This window comes from Moritella sp. Urea-trap-13, assembly GCF_002836355.1.
Classification (GTDB): Bacteria; Pseudomonadota; Gammaproteobacteria; order Enterobacterales; family Moritellaceae; genus Moritella.
The window spans coordinates 1,182,503-1,200,848 of record NZ_PJCA01000031.1 but is presented as its reverse complement, the minus strand read 5'-3'; the positions used below and the strand labels follow the sequence as shown (position 1 = coordinate 1,200,848).

Here is an 18,346-nt window from a genome sequence, read left to right as displayed (position 1 = left end):
GAAGAGATATGTTGCAAGATAGTAAAGTAGTTGTCGCGCTTGATTATGCTGATGAAGCAAGTGCATTGAATTTTGTTGATAAAATCAATCCTAGCCAATGTCGTTTGAAGGTTGGCAAAGAAATGTTTACGTTATTTGGACCTGAGTTCGTTCGCAAATTAGTTGCGCGTGATTTTGATGTGTTCTTAGACCTTAAATTTCATGATATTCCAAACACTGTAGCTAAAGCCGTTGCTGCAGCCGCTGAGCTGGGTGTGTGGATGGTGAATGTGCATGCTTGTGGTGGCAAACGTATGATGGAAGCTGCAAAAGCGGCATTAGTTCCCTATGGTGATAAAGCCCCAATTCTGATTGCTGTGACAGTGCTGACAAGTATGGAACAGGAAGATCTAGCGCAAATGGGCGTCAACATAACCCCTGCGGAACAAGTGATTCGTTTAGCTAAACTAACCAAAGAAAGTGGTTTAGACGGTGTAGTGTGTTCTTCACAAGAAGCATCAATGCTGAAAGAAACATTAGGCGAATCATTCCTGTTAATTACACCTGGTATTCGTCCTGCAGGTAGTGCTGCCGGCGACCAACGCCGTATTATGACACCTGTTGAAGCGGTAGCCGCTGGTTCTGATTACTTAGTGATTGGCCGACCAATTACGCAAGCAGGATCACCAATGCAGGTATTAACTGAAATTAATGACAGTTTAGCAAGCTAAGCGCTTGCTCGATTTAACGTTAATATCTATAAGAGCGCTCAGGCGCTCTTTTTTTTATTTAGATAAACAAAGAGTGGAGCAATAATAAATCCCGTCACAAGGCCATATAGGTGCGCTTCTGTGAGTACAGTTGCTTCAATTAATTGACTCATTTCAATTGGACTGTTAAATAATTGCTCGTTGACCACTTTAATAATGGTACCAATAATCAATACATAACCAGAGTAGTAGCGCTTCGATATATCAACTATCGCACCGACTATAATAATGCCATGTAACACTCCTGATAAACCCACATATAAATGGGTACTGGGTGATAACCATAATATGCCAATACCCACGCCAATAGATAAGCATAAAATTAAACTAGCGTAAGCCGCGCTGCTATAATAGCGATAATGTAAGCCAGCCATGACCGCTAAAGCGCTTAAATTTAACAGCAGGTGATAGATATTGGTATGGTTAAAATTACCACTGAGTAAACGCCAATATTCGCCATCGATAATTAATTCCCTGTTATAATCAAACACGGTTATATTGTCGGCAGAAATCGCATATATAATTAGGCATAATAGTCCGATAAAAAGCCAGTTTAACCACCGATGTTGAATGAGCATATCTTATTAATCCATAATATTTAGGTTTGTCGTGAGTAAAAGAAAAAAGTGTACAGTCTGTGATAAAGCATTAGCCGCGTGTATATGTCAGCACATCACCAAGATTGATTCTGTTATTGAATTAATCATATTACAGCATCCAGGCGAAGTTAAAAATGCGATCGGCACTGCCCGTATTCTCAATCTTTCATTGCCACAATGTCAAATTATAGTTGGTGAGAATTTTACCGACAATGCACAGTTAAATGACATTCTCAATGATCCGACAAGACAATGTTTTTTACTTTATCCGAGCGAAGACAGTATTGCCGCTGAGAACTTAGCGGACAAGGTTAATCGCAGTATGGAAAATGAAGGTCTAGACGCGAATATTAACCGTACTTTTATTTTACTTGATGGTACGTGGCGTAAAGCGTTTAAAATGTATCAATCTTCAATCAATTTACATACATTATCTGCGGTTCGATTAAATGCGGAGCAACAAAGCCAATATACAATAAGACAAACGTCTATTGAAGGTGGTTTATCGACGGTTGAAGCGGGGTTCTTATTGCTTGCAACTTTAGAGCAAGATAAAGAAAAATATCAGCCGCTGCTGACTGCATTTGAATATATGATTAACTTTCAGATAGCGCAAATGCCTGATGGTTTGTTTAATAAAAATTATAAGTAGCAGAATCACTAAATACGCATTCGCTAATAAGTAATGTGTTACTAAGTCATTAATTAATATTGGATTTAATATGTCACAACAAGCAATGATTGAAGCCATTAATACCGTAATGCCGTTTGGTAAATATCGTGGGCGTTTATTACTTGAGTTGCCAGAACCTTATTTAGTTTGGTTTCATAGCAATGGTTTTCCTGACTCTAAACTTGGGCAGCAACTTGCACTTATGTACGAAGTTAAACTAAATGGATTGGAATCAATGCTAGCACCATTATTAAAAAGGCCGTCAGTGTATTTGAATCGTGAAGGCAAGTAAGTTAGATTACAATTGATGAATTGATGGTCGCAGGGTTATAGAAATCGTTAGCGTTAAATCAGGCCAAATATCAGATTAGCTCTGATACTTGACGCTGTTAACATCTAGATTTCAGTATTAACGGGAATGATATTTTTGTTAATACATCGACGGCTAAGTTTAGTCGTTACGCTTGTATCGCGATAAACCCAGCTTGTAGCTTAGTTGAGATCATGGTTGTTAATTGTATAGTCTGTTGCTCTGTGCGAGCTACTGCTGGTATTTGACCCCAGATCGGTTTCGGCCAGCAAGCATCTTCTTTAAAGCGGGCTACATGATGGATATGTAATTGCGGCACCATATTACCTAAGGCTGCAATATTTATTTTGTCAGCGCTTAATCCGTCTTTTAATAGTTTACTGATTGCGTTAGATTCAGATAAAAACTGCAGTTGTTGCTCATCAGTTAAGTCATGAAATTCAGTAATACCATTAACTTTAGGTACTAAGATTAGCCAAGGGAAATTACCGTCATTAGCCAGTAATACTTGGCATAATGGAAATTCGCCTAAAAGCACGGTATCTACGGCAAGTTGTGGATGTAATATAAACTGTGTCACAACAATTCCTCTAGATTAAGAATTCTTCAATAGTGCCTTTTTCATTCATTACTTGTTGCAGTGGTAAAGGCATGCGACCTTGGCCTGTCCATGTTTTACTTTCGCCATTAAAATCATATGTGTATTTTGCAGGGCGAGGACCACGTTTAGTTTTAATTTTTGTTTTTTCAGCTGTTGCATCAGTTAAGCCGATTAATTCTTCAGGACTAATGCCATTTTCTTTAAGTTGCAATAAGATTTCGTTCATCTTAGTTTGCTTTTCTTGTTGTTTTTCTAATTCAGCCGCATCAGATTCTTTTCTATCTTCTACTATTGTCGTGAATTTAATTAACACTTCTTGTAATTGTTCAACGCTTAATTCTTTTGTTGCTGCGCGTAAGCTACGTGCATTTAAAAATACTTTAATAAAATCATTCATAATTAATACCTAAATATAGACAGGGGATGAGTAAAATACTAAATAAAACTAATAAGCTAATACAAAGAAACTACACTCATGTAATTAATCTATTCAATCCGAATAATTTACTCTAATTTACTCTAATTTAATTAATATACTATAGCTTAATAAATATAAGAAATGTATTTACATTTATTTATTAAAGTTAACTCATAGGGATTAATTAGGTCAGTAAATACATTTATAGGAATAAATTTTAACTATAGTGTCGAGATTGTTTTTTAAACTATTTAATAGTCTATTATTTGAAGTCGATATACTTTATGTTGCAAAAATAGCCGACTATTCCTCTAGATTTTTATGCCGCTTGCTGTTTGTTTTGTGAACATTAACACTGACTATGTCTTGAAGTGGTGATTTTATCTGCTATTATCGGGCTTCCTCCTAAGTAGAGGTGCGCAACTCATTACTAGTATTGTTTAGGTAGCTCCAATGACAATAATACGAAAGGGAATTGCGCCGAAGAATGAATATTAAAGCTTAAGATATTCATTCTGGGGATGTGTTCGAATAGAGACATCACTGTCATAGTCAATTTTAAATTAACTATGGGGCGCTACTGAAATAGAAGAGTTATAAGTGTTATCTTTACATATGTTATTTGTAAATAGCTTTATGCCACATCTCATCTGTCTTGTTCAGTCGCTCCCTGTAAAACTTATTAGGTCGAAGGGATCATGGAACTCATTAATTACTCAGACTCAGCGTTATCGCTGGTTGTACCATTAGTTGCACTTACATTAGCAATTTTAACGCGTAAAGTATTGTTATCACTTGGTTGTGGTATTTTACTTGGCGCACTATTTTTAACAGATTTTAATGTTGTTAACGCGGCTAAACACCTTTCAGACTTAGCACTAAGCTTAGTTTGGGAATCAGGTGATGCGAGCAAGGGCTCGTTCTGGGAAGTGGGTTCATTCAACACTTGGAATCTATCTATCATCGTATTCTTGTTCATACTTGGTATGTTAACGAGCGTTATGATGGTAAGTGGCGCAACAAGTGCGTTTGCTGACTGGGCTAAAACACGTATTAAAACACGTCGTGGTAGTACATTATTGACGGCATTCTTAGGTATTTTTATCTTTGTAGATGATTACTTTAATAGTCTAGCGGTAGGTAGTGTAAGCCGTCCATTGACAGACCGTTATAAAGTATCTCGCGCTAAATTAGCTTACTTACTTGATTCGACTGCTGCACCTATGTGTGTATTAATGCCGATTTCAAGCTGGGGTGCTTATATTATTGCCGTTATCGGTGGTATTTTAGCAAGCCATGCGATTACAGATGTCAGCCCACTGGCTGCATTCATGCAAATGATCCCAATGAACTTCTACGCTATCTTCGCTATCGCAATGGTGTTTGCTGTTGTCTTGTTAAACCTTGATTTTGGTTTAATGGCGAAAGAAGAAGCTGCGGCGAAAGAAGGCAAGTTATTTGATGATAAAAAAGGCCAACCAGCAGGCGCTACCGTTGAATTAAAAGAAGCTGAAGGTGGTCACATCTCTGGGCTTATCTTACCTATTCTAGTGCTTATTTTTGCAACTATCTTCTTTATGATTAACTCTGGCGCTTCATCACTTGCTGCCGACGGTAAAGCATTCGATATCCTCGGGGCATTTGAAAATACCGATGTAGGTAGCTCACTAGTATACGGCGCATTATCTGGTCTTGTTGTGGCACTTGTATTAAGTATTATTTCAGGTGTGTCAGTATCGTTACTTGCACAAGCAAGTTATCACGGTGCTAAATCAATGTTACCTGCGGTTTATATTTTATTCTTCGCATGGGCAATTGGTTCGACTATTGGCTCTATCGAAACGGGTAAATACCTTGCTGCATTCGTGGGTGATTCAATCCCGACGAGTCTATTACCAGTGATCATGTTTATGCTTGCAGGCTTTATGGCATTTGCAACAGGCACTAGTTGGGGTACATTCGGTATCATGTTACCGATCGCAGGTGATATGGCTGCAGGTACTGAAATCGCGTTGATGTTACCTATGTTAGCATCAGTGTTAGCAGGTTCTGTATTCGGCGATCATTGTTCACCTATATCCGATACTACGATCTTATCGTCTACCGGGGCGAACTGCCACCATATGGACCACGTGATGACACAGTTACCTTACGCGTTATCAACGGCATTAGTGAGTGCGATTGGTTATTTCGTATTAGGTCTAACAAGTTCGGTACTGTTTGGATTTATCGCCTCTGCAATTGCATTTACAGTTGTGGTTGCTATTATGTCGCGATTAAGTCGTAAAGTTTAATAAGGCATTAAAAACAGGCTGTTTGTAATGAGCAGCCTTGGGTTAATGTTTAAGTAATAATATACGCCTGTTGATACAGGCGTTTTTTTTGAGGGTATAAAATGGCATCTTTGCATTTCAAGTTTGCAGCTATGAATTCAGGTAAATCAACACAATTAATCCAAGCTCATTTTAATTATATTGAGCGTGGTATGTACCCACTTGCGATGACACCTGAGTGTGATAGTCGTTATGGTAAGGGTGTTATTGGTGCGCGTGTTGGCTTAAAACTAGCAGTCGAAGTATTTGAGAAAGATACCAACTTATTTACCACTGTTGCTACACGAGCAGAAGATAAAAAAATTGATGTATTTATCATTGATGAAGGCCAATTCCTATCTCGTGAGCAGGTTTATCAACTGGCTAACGTTGTCGATCAATTAAATATCCCTGTTATTGTCTATGGCTTAAAAACCGATTTTAAATTAGAGATGTTTGAAGGTTCATATCACCTCATGTGTCTGGCGGATAAAGTTGAAGAACTTAAAACCGTTTGCTGGTGTGGTAATAAAGCGCACATGAATGCTCGAGTGAGTGATAGTGGCGTGGTATTACGAGAAGGCGAACAAGTTGAAATAGGCGGTAATGAACGCTATGTATCCTTGTGTCGTAAACATTTCATGAATGGTAACGCCAGCGCTTAGTTTAATTATGTCATTATTTTTATGACACGATTAAATGTCTCCAATGATGAGCGTATTATGTTGCGCTTGTCATCTGTGTTGCTTGTGTATCCGAGTTATTAATTTCATTCAATACTATCTCTGGCTCAGAGAATAAATAACCTTGGAAGTATTTACTTTGCAGGTTTTTAGCTTGTTTAAATTGCCCCTCAGTTTCTATTTTTTCGACCAATATACTAACCTGATGTTGCTCTAATAGTGGTTTTAGTGCTTTTATTTCTTTAAAAGAGGTGAGGGTAATGTCAAATTTGATAATATCGATAATACCAAAAAATGGCAGCCAGTCTTCAGAATAAATAAAATCATCCAACGCGATGATAAATCCCATGTTTTTCAATCTTGTTAACGCATTAAATATAGCTTTCGTTGGTGGAACATCCTCCAACACTTCAATGACGACGGGCTTGTTTATTAGTTTTTGTGGTAAGCCTGCGAGTATGCACTTTTCGGTGAAATTGATGAAATAGGGTTTATTATCAACGAGTTTGTTGATGTTAGAGTTTAATAAATGTTCCTCAACCAATCGTTCGGTGGCGATCTCAGCATTAATCATTGGGAAAGTATTCTCTAAACTATCACGATATAAAAGTTCATAGGCTACAACTTGACGAGCGCTGTTTAAAATCGGTTGTTTAGCGATATATGCATGCATAAAGGGTGCTTTATTAATAACGTTATCTATAAGCTTATGCCGAATTAGCGAAAAGGCGAATTATTTAATTAATATAAGTAACTTGCCATTACTTTTGGTGAGGATTAACGTGGTACTTAAGCTGTGAATGCCGTAATAGCGTTATCATCTATTACGGCATGTAAAATATGCCTATAATGCTAAAAAATTCTGATATGTTAAAAGTGCATTGGCTATTGCTGCTGGAACACTTTTGTTACCTTGTTTAATTCAATAACATCTGCAAAAGGAATGTCCTGTTCAGGGAACGCGGCTTGCACCTTACTCGTTAGCGGTTTCGAGAACGAGCGGTAGTTAATTTTAGCGACCACTGTGATTGGGTAGTTTAGCCCCTCAGGTAACTCAAACGTCTCAATTCGTGTTTCATCAGGTGATATACGGGTATCTGACAGGATTTTCTCCACACGCCAGAACTTAAGCCCAACCGGTTCACCGTGCATATAACCACTTTTCTTAGCAAAGACACGACTATCTTTGGGTAAGTAACCATCATTGAGTTGACCACTGACTAATTGCTTAACACCTTTGCTATCGGTGACGACTAAATCAACCCATACTTGACGGCGTGCGCCACCTGGCATTTTATGACCGGTATTATGGTTGGTTACTTTAACGTCTATATTACGGCCATCAGGGCTAGTAATTACGTCTAGAAGCAGGGCGTTGCGTAAAATATCACGACTGAGTTTACCGTGTTCTTTTGAGCGCATATCAGAGAAGTAATAATTACCACCGATAAAATTATGGGCGATGAGGTTTGGTTTAATCGGCCCATTATCTGTAGCTTGTCCCGGTACTTTTTTATCGAAATCAGTCATGTCTAAACGCATGTGACAGTCGATACAGGTTTTATTTTGTTCTGGGTTGTCAGGCGCATTAAATTTAGATGCTTGCCATTCGCCATAGTTGTTATTTACATTAGCACCTTGACCTGGGGTGAACTCATTATGACAGGTCGCACAATATAGGGAACTCTTATACAGTTCAGGGTTTGAATAGCTATCTTTATGCTGCTGTGGTGAGGCATTTATTTGCGCTTCAGCAATCAATTTTAATGCTGGGTTGCTAGAGAATTCGAACAGGTATTCAGCCCGGTCTTTTAGGTTCACGGTAAGATCGGTATTACCACCTGCATCTTCAGCTTTGGTTATACGGTGACAGAACACACAGCTTGTACCTGTTTCATCGACAGGCAGTCCTTGTTTTAATGCATCACGTAAGCTTTGGCCTTCTTTCTCGTACATACTGTTGAGGTGAGTTAAGGGCGCTGTATTATTATTCAGTATCGTTTGCGGAGCATGGCAACCACGACATAAATTTCTAAATGGTTCGCCTTCTGATTCTGCCGCTAGGTTTTCTTGAAAGCGATAGTAAGGGCTATCCATGTGCATACCATGGTTCGAGTCGGACCACTGCTTATAAAGGGTGCTATGGCATGATTCACAACTTGCTGAGTTTAGCCATTCGGACTTATGAGTGAATTTACGCTCGTCATCAAAACGCAACCACGTCGATAAGTAAGGTAAATTCTCTTTGGTGGTGACGTACATATTTAATGCTGACATCAAACGTACGATCTCTACTGAGGGTGACTTTGGATCAACTTTTGGTAATTCTGGTCTTTTAGGATCTGTGCCCATGCCGCCTTGGGTCTTTTGGATCATATCTATATAAGCTTCGATCGGATCTCCGGCAATCATGCTGGCTAACCCAACGTGACCTGTCATGGCATTTTCTTTGACGTTTTTAGTGCCGTCAGCTAATAGGTATTTGTTGGTGAAGTTAAAGCCATCAAGGTGACAAGAGTTGCAGCTCATCCAGAAATCACCAGCCATTGCGGTGTTTTCGAATTTTTCACTGTTAGCGAGATTAAACAGCGTTTTACCCAAGCGTAACTCTGGTGCGATTGGATCTCGATTAATGAGTTTGGCAAATTGCGCATTGGCGAGTTTCACTTTAGCAAATGGACCTTGGCCACTAATATCAAAGCTCACTAGATCGTGAGACATGGCATTTTGTACATACAAGGTATTGCCTTTGCTCATCAAGCTGCGTGGGTTTGAACCTGGGATATGGCGATATATTTGCGTGGCTTTGACACCGCCTTGTAATTTGGTACGGCGATGACGTTTAGATTTCTTACCAATTTTAGCTTGGCGAGATAAATCGAATACCAGCAAGTCTTCAGAGCCGGATAAACTGATAAAGACTTTTTTACCGTCTTCACGAAATGACACATCATGCGGATTTGAGACAATACGGGTGGTATTGTTGTTCTCGATAATGTTTATTTGTTTGAATAATTGCTTACGTTTATCAACCATTTCCTTTTCTTTGCCCGGTGTAAGGTCAAGTAACGAAATGGTTGGAAAGACGGTCGATTGAAACTGAAAATTTTGTGAAAACGACCACAATACATGGGGTAACCAAGCTTGCGTGCCATCTGGTGATATCGCTATGTTATCGAGTACCCGTGGTTTACCTTGTGGTACCGCGCGCGATGCATGTTCTGGCGTATCGACAAGTTGAATGACTTTTTTTAATTGTAGCGTGTTTAATTGCAGGTTCGTAGAACGGGTATTATAAATCGATATCTGGCCTGTCATGCTGTGGGTGACAAATAAACGTCCATCACCAGCGAGAGCAAGGCCTCGGGGGGTATCAGCTGTTGAAATGGTCGCAGTAATATCACCATCAGTTGACACTGTGATTAGTTGTTTTGCTTCAAATAGCGTGACGTAATATTGTTTATTATATTCATCGTAGACAATACCAAAAGGGCGATCGCCCGTTTTAATTGTTTTGATTAACGCTAGGCTCTTTGCATCAATAAGATAGAGTTGATTGGCAAGATAATCACTGACGAGAAGTTGGTTATTAATTGGATCTAATGCAAGACGGCGCAGGTCTTTACCTAACGCTTGTTCTTGCAATAATTCTCCACTTTCTGCGTTAACAATACTGACGCTGCCTGCATCCATATTTGCACTAATAAACTGAGTTTTATCAGTTGAGAGTAATAAGCTGTTACTTTTGGTATTGGCATAGCTACTTTTAATATCAGCAGTATTTGCATAAACACTACTTGCATAAGCAGTATTGGCGTAAAGCGAGTGGCTTATTAGCAACAACAAAGTAAATATTAATTTAGGCAACATATTTATATTCATAGATTTACAGTATCTTGATAAAGGTGAATGGTATTGCGATTAAGAATGGTTATCATTATATAGTTTTGGTGAGATAGTGCAATATCCTTACAATGATTGGATATCTAAATAATAAGGAGTTAAATGATAAGGATCAAAATAATAGAGGTATAAACTGCGTTCACCCAGAAAACGACCTTTAAATTGTGCTACCAAATCTTCATTATCCAGTTGATTACTGCTTAGTCGCCAGTAGCCTTGCTGTTGAGTTTGGTAATTACTGCTGTTTTGATAATGCCGATCTAATACTACATGCTGAGGTAGGTTGTGACGCAGATTATCGATATTGTAATTACTGATGATTAGCTGTTGCTTGTTCATGGTATTTAAGAACTGACTCGCCTGTAATACCGGTGCATTTTCTTGTGCGGTAAATTGCTTGAGACTGTGGCTGCCTAAGGTGATTAATAACATTGTACTGAATATAGTAAGGCCAGGGCGAAGGCGCTGAGTATGATCAAAATGTTCTAGTAGTTGCGCGCTGATAATTGGCAGCAATAAGCTGAACACGGCTAAATGACGGATGTTTTCAGGGTTTTGTCCGCGAATTATCCAAGCTAACCAGCAGCAGGCGAGAATACTAAGTCCACGGGTTCTTGTGACATATAAACCAATGGCGAGGATCAAGGTTAATAATCCCAGTCCGAAAGCGGAGTAAGTATTAATTAATGCTGTCAGCCATTGGCTAAGTAATGAATCAGTGGTATTTGCCGTGTTGCCCCAAATTGCGAAATGGCCTTGGGTAAAGCGTTGACCTTCTTCCAGATAAGCCCAGCCGTCTTGCATAAACACATAGAGTGCGCAAATGAGTCCAATAAAGGTAATACTGATAATCTGCCAACCGAGTTGCTTATAGTTTGATTGGTACTTACTTGGGTAAAATAGTGTTAACAGCATCGCGCTGGCGGCTAAAGGTAAATAAGAGGGTCGTGTTGCTAAACATAGCGCCAATAATAAGCCGCTTATTATTGCGACAGTAGTGCCTGTTATAGTACTTGTCATAGTCGTACCGCTATTTGTTGCGGTTAATGTCGGAGTAAAGCGCGTGAAGAGTAAATATAAGCTGAAAAACCACAGCGCTGAAGCATCAGATAAGCCGTTAAAAGCTAATTCAGCGATATTACCTTGCAGCAAAAACAGTAACACTGCGAACAATGCCCAGAGTTTGGTTTTTATGCGTTGATAGCAATAAATAAAAACACTGAAGGTAAGCGCTATTGCAGAAAGGAAACTGACGACTACATTGCTGTTAGGGTGCTGACTGACGGAGTGAATAAGGCGCTCTAACCAAACAAACCCAGGATAACCAGGAAAGTGAGGACTGAACTCCAGTACTGAGAAGTGACTCAATGCACGCTGAAAATAGAGTGCGTCATCACTGCTAATATCAAAGCTGTAATAATTGAGTAAACCAAAATAGCCTGCAATGCAGACTATTAAGCTAATACCGATAATTAAATCAGCGCGCCAAGGTTTATTTAGTTGGTGCATCTGGTAATGTAAATGCTAATGCGTTTTGTAAGGCAGTGCGAAATTCAATGAAACTGGTCAAATCGGCAGGCTTTTGACCAACACCAAATACCCCTGGATTACCGATTGATGCGAGCGCGCCGCGAATCGCTATATCTGCTTTCTGGCGATTATCAGCCGTTAAATCAGCAGCCAGTAAATCAATAAATAACTTACTTTTTACCACTAACACTTTAGCGACTTGATAATCGTTAATGTTTTGCTCCGCGCCTTCAAGGCGGCGCATTACTTCGGCTTTCATCGTCATGATTAATGCTGTGACTATACCTTGTTGATCTTGTTCGGAGATGGCTATTTCCATTTTCTTATCGACGTTCATGCCATGATGTTCATTGAAATAAACAAATTCAGCCCGCATTGAGTTATACGCTGTATTTACCGCAGTATAATCATTTGCCGATAGTGCTTGTAATAATGCTTCACGTCCTTCAATTAACGGCTCTTTACCTGCCGCAGCATAAGAATAAGCAAAACTTTGCGCACTAAATAACAAAACAAAGAAGCTTAAGATAAATGATTTCACTATTTTTGTGTTCACTATGCTTGTCTTGAGAAACATTGTATTAATCGTGTTAAGTGACATTGTGACCCTCTGGCATTTTTTTATCATCCATAATGCTTTGCACTTCAATGACTGTTTTTTCATTGCGGTGATCAAAGATTTGACGGCGATTATCCTCACCTTTAATAATACCTTCAGCAGCCATTAAGCCCATTTCCATTGCGGTATCAGTAAAGATATAACGGAAAGTACCTTGGCGACCAGTCATGACCAAGTTGTCAAATTGGCTAAGATGAGTGATTGCACGTTCACGTTTGGCGTTATAACTCACGTCCATCATCGGATAAGCGTACTCAGTGTAAGTGGTAAAGAATTCACCAGTACTGACATCGGGAACATCGAGGTGATCTAAATCTTCTTTTATCCGTTTTAACAACTTGTTGTTGTCCATATTCCAAACATCATCACCTTTGTCACATGGGATCTCAATCATTACTGATGTTTGCCCTTTTGGTGCCATGAAAGGTGAACGACGACGAGGTTCTTGCAAACGGGTGCCGATTAACTCTGGATCAGACAGGTATTGCCAGGTGTTTTGTGAGACGTTTTCTGTTGCCATTGGCATGTTGAAAAAGCGTAATGAACGATAGGTTAAACCTGAGTCGAAGCCTGTTAATGTGCACACCACAGGTAACGGGATTGTGCCGACCACGTGATCACAATTAATGGTCTGCGTTTCACCGTTAAGCTCATAAGTCACTGCATCAATGCTATTGTCGCTTTGCTGCAAAGCTGTGATGTTGGCGCCTTGCACTATCGTTACACCTTGCTGTTCTAGCTTTTCAGCAAGCTTGGTATACATTTGACCAAAGCCGAGCTTAGGGTAACGGTATTTCTTAGCATAGGTACGAGGAGTCGCCCCGCGAGTGGGAATTAATCGTCGTGCTACATCTTTTAAATCTAACAAGCTAATGCGCTGAGATGCCCAGTCTGCAGATAGTTGACGTGGGTCGATACCCCATAGCTTACCAGTGTAACCTTCGAAGAAATTCTTGTATAAAGTGGTGCCAAAGCGCGTTTCAATCCACTCGGCAAAGTTACTGGTGCTTTGTTCGCTTGGGCGCTTCTGGAACGGTAATTTAAACACTAAATCTACCGCAGCACCTGCTAATAAACTGATTGGCGCATTACGCAGTAGATTACCAATCGCTAATGGGTAGTTATAAGTTCGGCCTTTAAAACGGATCACACTAGTACGCTCGGCATAAAGTAGATCATCTGTCATTAATTCATCGATAAACTGTAATAGTTTCGGGTTTTTAGTAATAAAGCGATGACCACCATAATCGAAACGATATTCGCCTTTTTCCCCTTGGAATGTTTGGGTTGCGCACATGCCACCGACAAATGTTTCTCGCTCTAAGATAGTGACGTCATAGCCCGCTTGATTAAATTCCCATGCGGCCATCAGTCCCGCGGGACCTGCACCTAAAATTACAATTTGTTTCGACATTATTTACTCAGTTTTAAAATTAGTTTTATTTTTTAATAGAAAGTTTGACTAAGTATTTCGTGTTACTTAGTAGGCTGTTTTTTAGTCGGTAACTCTCTGTTGAGTGAATAGTATAAACACGCCAACTCGCTGTAAACCCATCCATGGTGGCTTGCGCTGGCATCCATGCCTGCAACAGTTGTCTTCGTTTATGCTATTTACTCGATATATTTCTCGCTGGCTTCTATGTACTGCTATGCATTCGCTGATGTTTTGGTTGGGAGTTGATAACCACGATGCCAGAACACGCTAAATACAGCTAAATAAACACCCCAAATAAGCAGTGGTAATAGATTTGGTGATGAATTATAACCAAATAATGCCCGTAAGAAAGTGCCAAATACACCTTGGTCATCAAGGATATGACTAATATCAAAAACAGCTGTTTGGAACACTGGTAATACGTCGGCACTCTGTAACATGTTGGTTGCTGAAGATAATAACCCAGCGGCAATGATAATGATCAACAAGCTGGTCCATTTGAAGAATGCTTGGATTGGTACTTTACGGGTACCACGCATTAGCACGATAACTAATACCAGTGATGCAACAAGACCGGCGCCCGCGCCAATTAAGCCGTCTTGCAGTGAGAAGTCGCCTTTGCCTGAATACATTAACGCCGAGAAAAATAACACGGTTTCAAAGCCTTCGCGCATAACTGCAAGGAAAGCTAAAAATATTAAACCAAATACATTACCCGTGGTTAATATTTCACGGATGTTGTTCTGCATATTTGCTACTTGGCTCTTGGCTTGACGCTGCATCCAAATCGCCATGTAGGTAAGGACGACAGTCGCAAAGCTTAAAATACCAGCCATTAATAAATTACGGTATTCATGGGAATCAAATTGGTCGACAACAAATTGGAAAATAAAGGCAACAATTAATGATGCAATCAAACCGAGAACAACACCCAGATAAATAAGTTTGTTGTGCTTTGATTCACCAAGCTTGGCGAGGTAAGACAGAATGATGCCAACGAGTAGGAAGGCTTCAAGTCCTTCACGAAAGGTAATTAAAAAACTGGCAAACATATTATGACTTCCTAAAGAATTTAATGACAGTCCAGCGCCATGCGTGGCGAAGAACAAGTGGGGTGAGTAACCATGAGCTGTAAAAATGGATATCTTGCATTAAGATACTGAAGTCATTACCGGTATTACCCCAAAAAGTAAGGTAAACACCAGTAAGAGTACAAGTTACAAGTAAGTACTCAATAACGTTGCCGGTTTGACGCAAGAATTTCTTGTTACTGTTTTGAATAAGGTTACGGTGAGACAGCCAAAAACTACCAACAAAAGCAGGAAAGATACTTATACCTGCAAGCATATGCATGAGCAATATAGTGCGTTCTACTTGCCATGGGATGGTGATGAATGGCCACAGTAAAAGTCCCGATAAGAACATTAAATATAATATTGCTTCGGCCTTTTTATGATGAAAAGCTAAACGTTTAAAATGATCTTGTAAACGTGACCAAACATTATCACTGGTTGAAGTCGCTATTTGAACTGACATGATAAAACCTTATTCATATCGACGTAATGAAAACGCAAAAAGGGCTGAGTAAAATCTCATCCCTTTTTGCAACTTTATTTTAATTTCGCAACATGTTCATTAATCAATACAGGTTAATTAAGCGTGCTGCGAGATGGCTATCTGTTGCCAAAAGGGTGAGACTAGTTTGCACTAACCGACACTTTTGCTGCCATAGTTTGTGCTGTACCAAATTTACCGCCAGCCGCTGTTACTTGTTTCACACCATCATTATCTGAATCGGTAGTATTGCTGTCTTTGAGTAAGTTTTCACCTGAATCACCAACCCATTCTGATAACTGTTGGCCACCATTAACTACTTTCTTGAACCAAGCCGTGTAGCGCTCTGTTAAGTGTTGTAGTTCTAGTGCTGGAACGTGTTCGCCTTCTTCGTTAGCAAGGTGAAGCATTGTTTCACGTAAACCACCTGAGATAGCCGCTGCAGTTAAAGGTGTGTGGATTGTTGCTTTACCTGGCGTTTGTGCCCAAGTGCCTAGCTCGGCATCAAACATGTTTTTCTCTACCGCGAGGAAGATTGAACGTGCAGCTTGCTTGTAGCTATCATCTTGTGTTGCAAGGTAAGCAGCAACTAAGCCACGGATTGCCGAGAATTGCGCGTCAAGTGATTGATTTTCATCTATAGATTTAGTTGTTTTATTCACAGATGAACTAAGCGTCGCGCCGTCATATACGAGACCGTTTTTCGCTACTAACGTGTTAACGATGTAATCTGCTTGTGCTTTGATTAAACCAAGCGCTTGTTTACCTTGAGGTGTCGCTAAATCAACATCACCGCCGTCTGCTGCTGCATAACCTACAGGTAGTGCATCTTGTGAACGTTGGTAAATAGACAGTGCAACTATGCTGTATGCCGCGTCAAATGTCTCAACTTGTGCATTTTGCTTGCCATCGTATTTAGTAACAAATGTACCTGCTTTTTTGTTGAAATGTAGGTTTGCTAAGTTTTGGAACGAAAGGTTAGCAACGTTGCTGGCAACAGAGAATGCATCGTCAGCGATTACATTATTGCTAGTTTTGTTATCAATGTTTTGTTTTGGTGCTGCAGCAAATGGTTTGCCATCAAACACAGCTTTGAATGCTGGGTTCTGTGCAGTATTTGCTGTGCGTTGGTCAGTAAATGCATAGAACTCACTTACAGGCCATAATAGCATCCAGGTATCACGTAATGATGAAGAACCATCTGTCACTGATAATTCACCGATGTGATTGACGTTGTTTTTCTGTGTTTCTTTAACCGCTACTTTATGTGCAAACCAGATAGGGTTTTTCGATGCATCATAATCAGGACCAAATTTAACGCCTAGCTTGTTACCATCAAAGCCAAGTTGCTGTTGTAGGATAAGTAATTTGTCTAGCGACATTTCAGTTAAGATCATACCGTTGAAACCATCGGCTGCTGATACACCAAGACTATGTACGCCATCTTGATCCATTGTGCTTGATGTTGCTTCAACTTCTTCATCTGTTGTCGTTACGTGCATGCCACCGAGGAAATCTTGTGACCACATTACTTCTTTAAGGAAGATGCTGCCGATCGCGCCTGGGTTTAAGGTTTTATCAAAGCTTGCGCTGTCCCATGCTAATGTTTTGTAGTCACGGAAGTAAGCTGGAATTACGGTGTTGTGAACTGCTGCTTTACCTGTTGCAGATAATACCTCTAACTCTTCGCCATTCACTTTAGTTGTATCTACTTTACCGACAAATTCAGGGCTGCCTGATACGTATGGTACAGAGATAGGGTACATGTTTAATGGGATCTCTTCACTTGGGAAGCCAACTGAAGCCGCAAGAGAAATAAAACGTTTACCTAAGTCAGCAAGAGAACCGCCGCGTGCTTGGTTAACTGGACCGTTTACTAGATGAGGGCCCATAGTAGACTGGTAGTTTAACGCATACATGGCTTCTTCTGAGTACTCGTAACTTTCAATACCTGCTGCATAATCGAATGCAGTCGGTTGATCTACTTGGTTAGGATCTAAAATATCAAGGTCTAAACCTAGAGATTCAGCAAGAGGTTCGCCTGACAATTCAAATTCTGTGTATGCAAGAAAGTTTGCAGCTGGAGAAAGCGTTTTATCAAGTACGTGTACATTTGCGGCGTGTGATACAAATGAAGCAGAAAGTAAAGCTGAAGAGATGGCAAAGCAAAGGGCAGACTTTTTCACAACAAATCCTTTTTATTTTTTATAATAGACTATGTCTTAATGAGAATAGTTCGTATTATCCATATAAAAATAGTTAATGCAAGTCTAATTGATAATAATTACCATTTACACTGATCTAGGGCAATGTGTTTTAAATTTACGCAGCAGCGCGATAAACTCAGCAGGGGAGCGGTCAAGATCATCCTCAGGAAAGTAAATATCATAACCTAGGGTATCGTGAAGGTAGTGCATTCGATTGATAAACATCGCTTGCAACCCTTGGTATTTATGCGTCACTTTTACGTTTGGATACAGCATATTGTCAGCATTGCCATACAGCGTGGAGTTGGGATCTGTGAGCATGATAAGCGCACGCTGTTCTAGTAACATGTGCGATAGAGTGGCTAATGAAGCGCTGTTAATAAGGTGTTCTCGTTGGTTGAGCCGAATACCGATGTAAGGTAAGTCTTTTAGTTCTAAGCCATCATTTATTTTTGGTATATCAATCCGTTGTATGTCTTGCCAGAGAATAGTAAAGCCGCCTCGAGAAGTGAAATAATGGATCCCCTCGTTAGTTAATGAGAAGCGATAATCCACGTCATTAATTTTGACGATGCCGACAATTAATAGCACTATACCTATAATCAACGAGCCAGCGAATAGCGGAAAGTAGATGCTGTTATTGTTCGAGCTTGAAAGTAGGGCTATAACGCTGCTAAAGATAAATAAGCTGGCAACGATGGTAAACGTCACGCCATTACGTTTTGCGATTGGTCGTATTAGCATGCATACCTC

General features: G+C 39.9%; 17 protein-coding genes and 1 riboswitch. Of the genes, 5 read left to right on the top strand and 12 right to left on the bottom strand.

Features of this window, described 5'->3' with window-relative positions; translation table 11 throughout:
• The first annotated feature begins 8 nt into the window (after positions 1–8).
• Positions 9–710 carry an orotidine-5'-phosphate decarboxylase gene (pyrF, locus tag CXF93_RS13380; RefSeq protein WP_101062986.1) on the top strand — a complete coding sequence of 234 codons (702 nt, stop codon included), beginning with the start codon at positions 9–11 and terminating at the stop codon, positions 708–710.
• A gap of 38 nt (positions 711–748) precedes the next feature.
• On the opposite strand, the gene rrtA is transcribed toward pyrF, so the two are convergent.
• The gene (gene rrtA / locus CXF93_RS13375; protein WP_101062985.1) at positions 749–1,327 is read right to left on the bottom strand and encodes a rhombosortase; all 579 of its coding nucleotides are present in this window, start codon (positions 1,325–1,327) and stop codon (positions 749–751) included.
• Between the two features lie 31 nt (positions 1,328–1,358).
• Between rrtA and CXF93_RS13370 the strand changes: the two genes are divergently transcribed.
• Positions 1,359–2,000: a tRNA-uridine aminocarboxypropyltransferase gene (locus tag CXF93_RS13370; protein WP_101062984.1), complete on the top strand. Its 642-nt coding sequence runs from the start codon at positions 1,359–1,361 to the stop codon at positions 1,998–2,000.
• A 70-nt stretch (positions 2,001–2,070) separates the two neighbouring features.
• Positions 2,071–2,313 (top strand): DUF3820 family protein, encoded by a 243-nt coding sequence (locus tag CXF93_RS13365; protein WP_101062983.1) that lies wholly within the window; start codon positions 2,071–2,073, stop codon positions 2,311–2,313.
• A 166-nt stretch (positions 2,314–2,479) separates the two neighbouring features.
• Here the strand turns inward: CXF93_RS13365 and CXF93_RS13360 are convergent, their stop codons facing one another.
• Positions 2,480–2,911, bottom strand: a complete 432-nt coding sequence (locus tag CXF93_RS13360; RefSeq protein ID WP_101062982.1) for an HIT domain-containing protein — start codon at positions 2,909–2,911, stop codon at positions 2,480–2,482.
• A gap of 10 nt (positions 2,912–2,921) precedes the next feature.
• Positions 2,922–3,329 (bottom strand): H-NS family nucleoid-associated regulatory protein, encoded by a 408-nt coding sequence (locus tag CXF93_RS13355; protein ID WP_101062981.1) that lies wholly within the window; start codon positions 3,327–3,329, stop codon positions 2,922–2,924.
• 423 nt (positions 3,330–3,752) lie between these two features.
• Positions 3,753–3,938, top strand: a riboswitch (Lysine riboswitch).
• 110 nt (positions 3,939–4,048) lie between these two features.
• Between CXF93_RS13355 and CXF93_RS13350 the strand changes: the two genes are divergently transcribed.
• Positions 4,049–5,644, top strand: coding sequence for a Na+/H+ antiporter NhaC family protein (locus CXF93_RS13350; protein WP_101062980.1), 1,596 nt, complete (start codon positions 4,049–4,051; stop codon positions 5,642–5,644).
• A 101-nt stretch (positions 5,645–5,745) separates the two neighbouring features.
• On the top strand, positions 5,746–6,327 hold the full coding sequence (locus CXF93_RS13345; RefSeq protein ID WP_101062979.1) for a thymidine kinase: 582 nt from the start codon (positions 5,746–5,748) through the stop codon (positions 6,325–6,327).
• Between the two features lie 55 nt (positions 6,328–6,382).
• Here the strand turns inward: CXF93_RS13345 and CXF93_RS13340 are convergent, their stop codons facing one another.
• The 9 genes from CXF93_RS13340 to CXF93_RS13300 all read right to left on the bottom strand — a co-directional run bounded on the left by CXF93_RS13340 (position 6,383) and on the right by CXF93_RS13300 (position 18,337).
• Positions 6,383–7,018, bottom strand: coding sequence for an EAL and HDOD domain-containing protein (locus tag CXF93_RS13340; RefSeq protein WP_101062978.1), 636 nt, complete (start codon positions 7,016–7,018; stop codon positions 6,383–6,385).
• Positions 7,019–7,230: 212 nt separating this feature from the next.
• Positions 7,231–10,215 carry a multiheme c-type cytochrome gene (locus tag CXF93_RS13335; protein WP_232784206.1) on the bottom strand — a complete coding sequence of 995 codons (2,985 nt, stop codon included), beginning with the start codon at positions 10,213–10,215 and terminating at the stop codon, positions 7,231–7,233.
• 99 nt (positions 10,216–10,314) lie between these two features.
• Positions 10,315–11,757 (bottom strand): hypothetical protein, encoded by a 1,443-nt coding sequence (locus CXF93_RS13330; RefSeq protein ID WP_101062976.1) that lies wholly within the window; start codon positions 11,755–11,757, stop codon positions 10,315–10,317.
• Positions 11,741–12,334: a hypothetical protein gene (locus tag CXF93_RS13325; protein WP_232784205.1), complete on the bottom strand. Its 594-nt coding sequence runs from the start codon at positions 12,332–12,334 to the stop codon at positions 11,741–11,743. The genes CXF93_RS13330 and CXF93_RS13325 overlap by 17 nt, the downstream gene beginning before the upstream one ends.
• Positions 12,335–12,368: 34 nt before the next feature.
• The gene (locus CXF93_RS13320; protein WP_101062974.1) at positions 12,369–13,811 is read right to left on the bottom strand and encodes an FAD-dependent oxidoreductase; all 1,443 of its coding nucleotides are present in this window, start codon (positions 13,809–13,811) and stop codon (positions 12,369–12,371) included.
• A 233-nt stretch (positions 13,812–14,044) separates the two neighbouring features.
• Complete coding sequence (locus tag CXF93_RS13315; protein WP_101062973.1) at positions 14,045–14,884, bottom strand: FTR1 family protein; 840 nt, start codon at positions 14,882–14,884, stop codon at positions 14,045–14,047.
• A 1-nt stretch (position 14,885) separates the two neighbouring features.
• On the bottom strand, positions 14,886–15,368 hold the full coding sequence (locus CXF93_RS13310) for a hypothetical protein (protein WP_101062972.1): 483 nt from the start codon (positions 15,366–15,368) through the stop codon (positions 14,886–14,888).
• A gap of 161 nt (positions 15,369–15,529) precedes the next feature.
• The gene (locus CXF93_RS13305; RefSeq protein ID WP_101062971.1) at positions 15,530–17,572 is read right to left on the bottom strand and encodes a hypothetical protein; all 2,043 of its coding nucleotides are present in this window, start codon (positions 17,570–17,572) and stop codon (positions 15,530–15,532) included.
• Positions 17,573–17,677: 105 nt separating this feature from the next.
• On the bottom strand, positions 17,678–18,337 hold the full coding sequence (locus CXF93_RS13300; RefSeq protein WP_101062970.1) for a DUF2982 domain-containing protein: 660 nt from the start codon (positions 18,335–18,337) through the stop codon (positions 17,678–17,680).
• Positions 18,338–18,346: the final 9 nt, after the last annotated feature.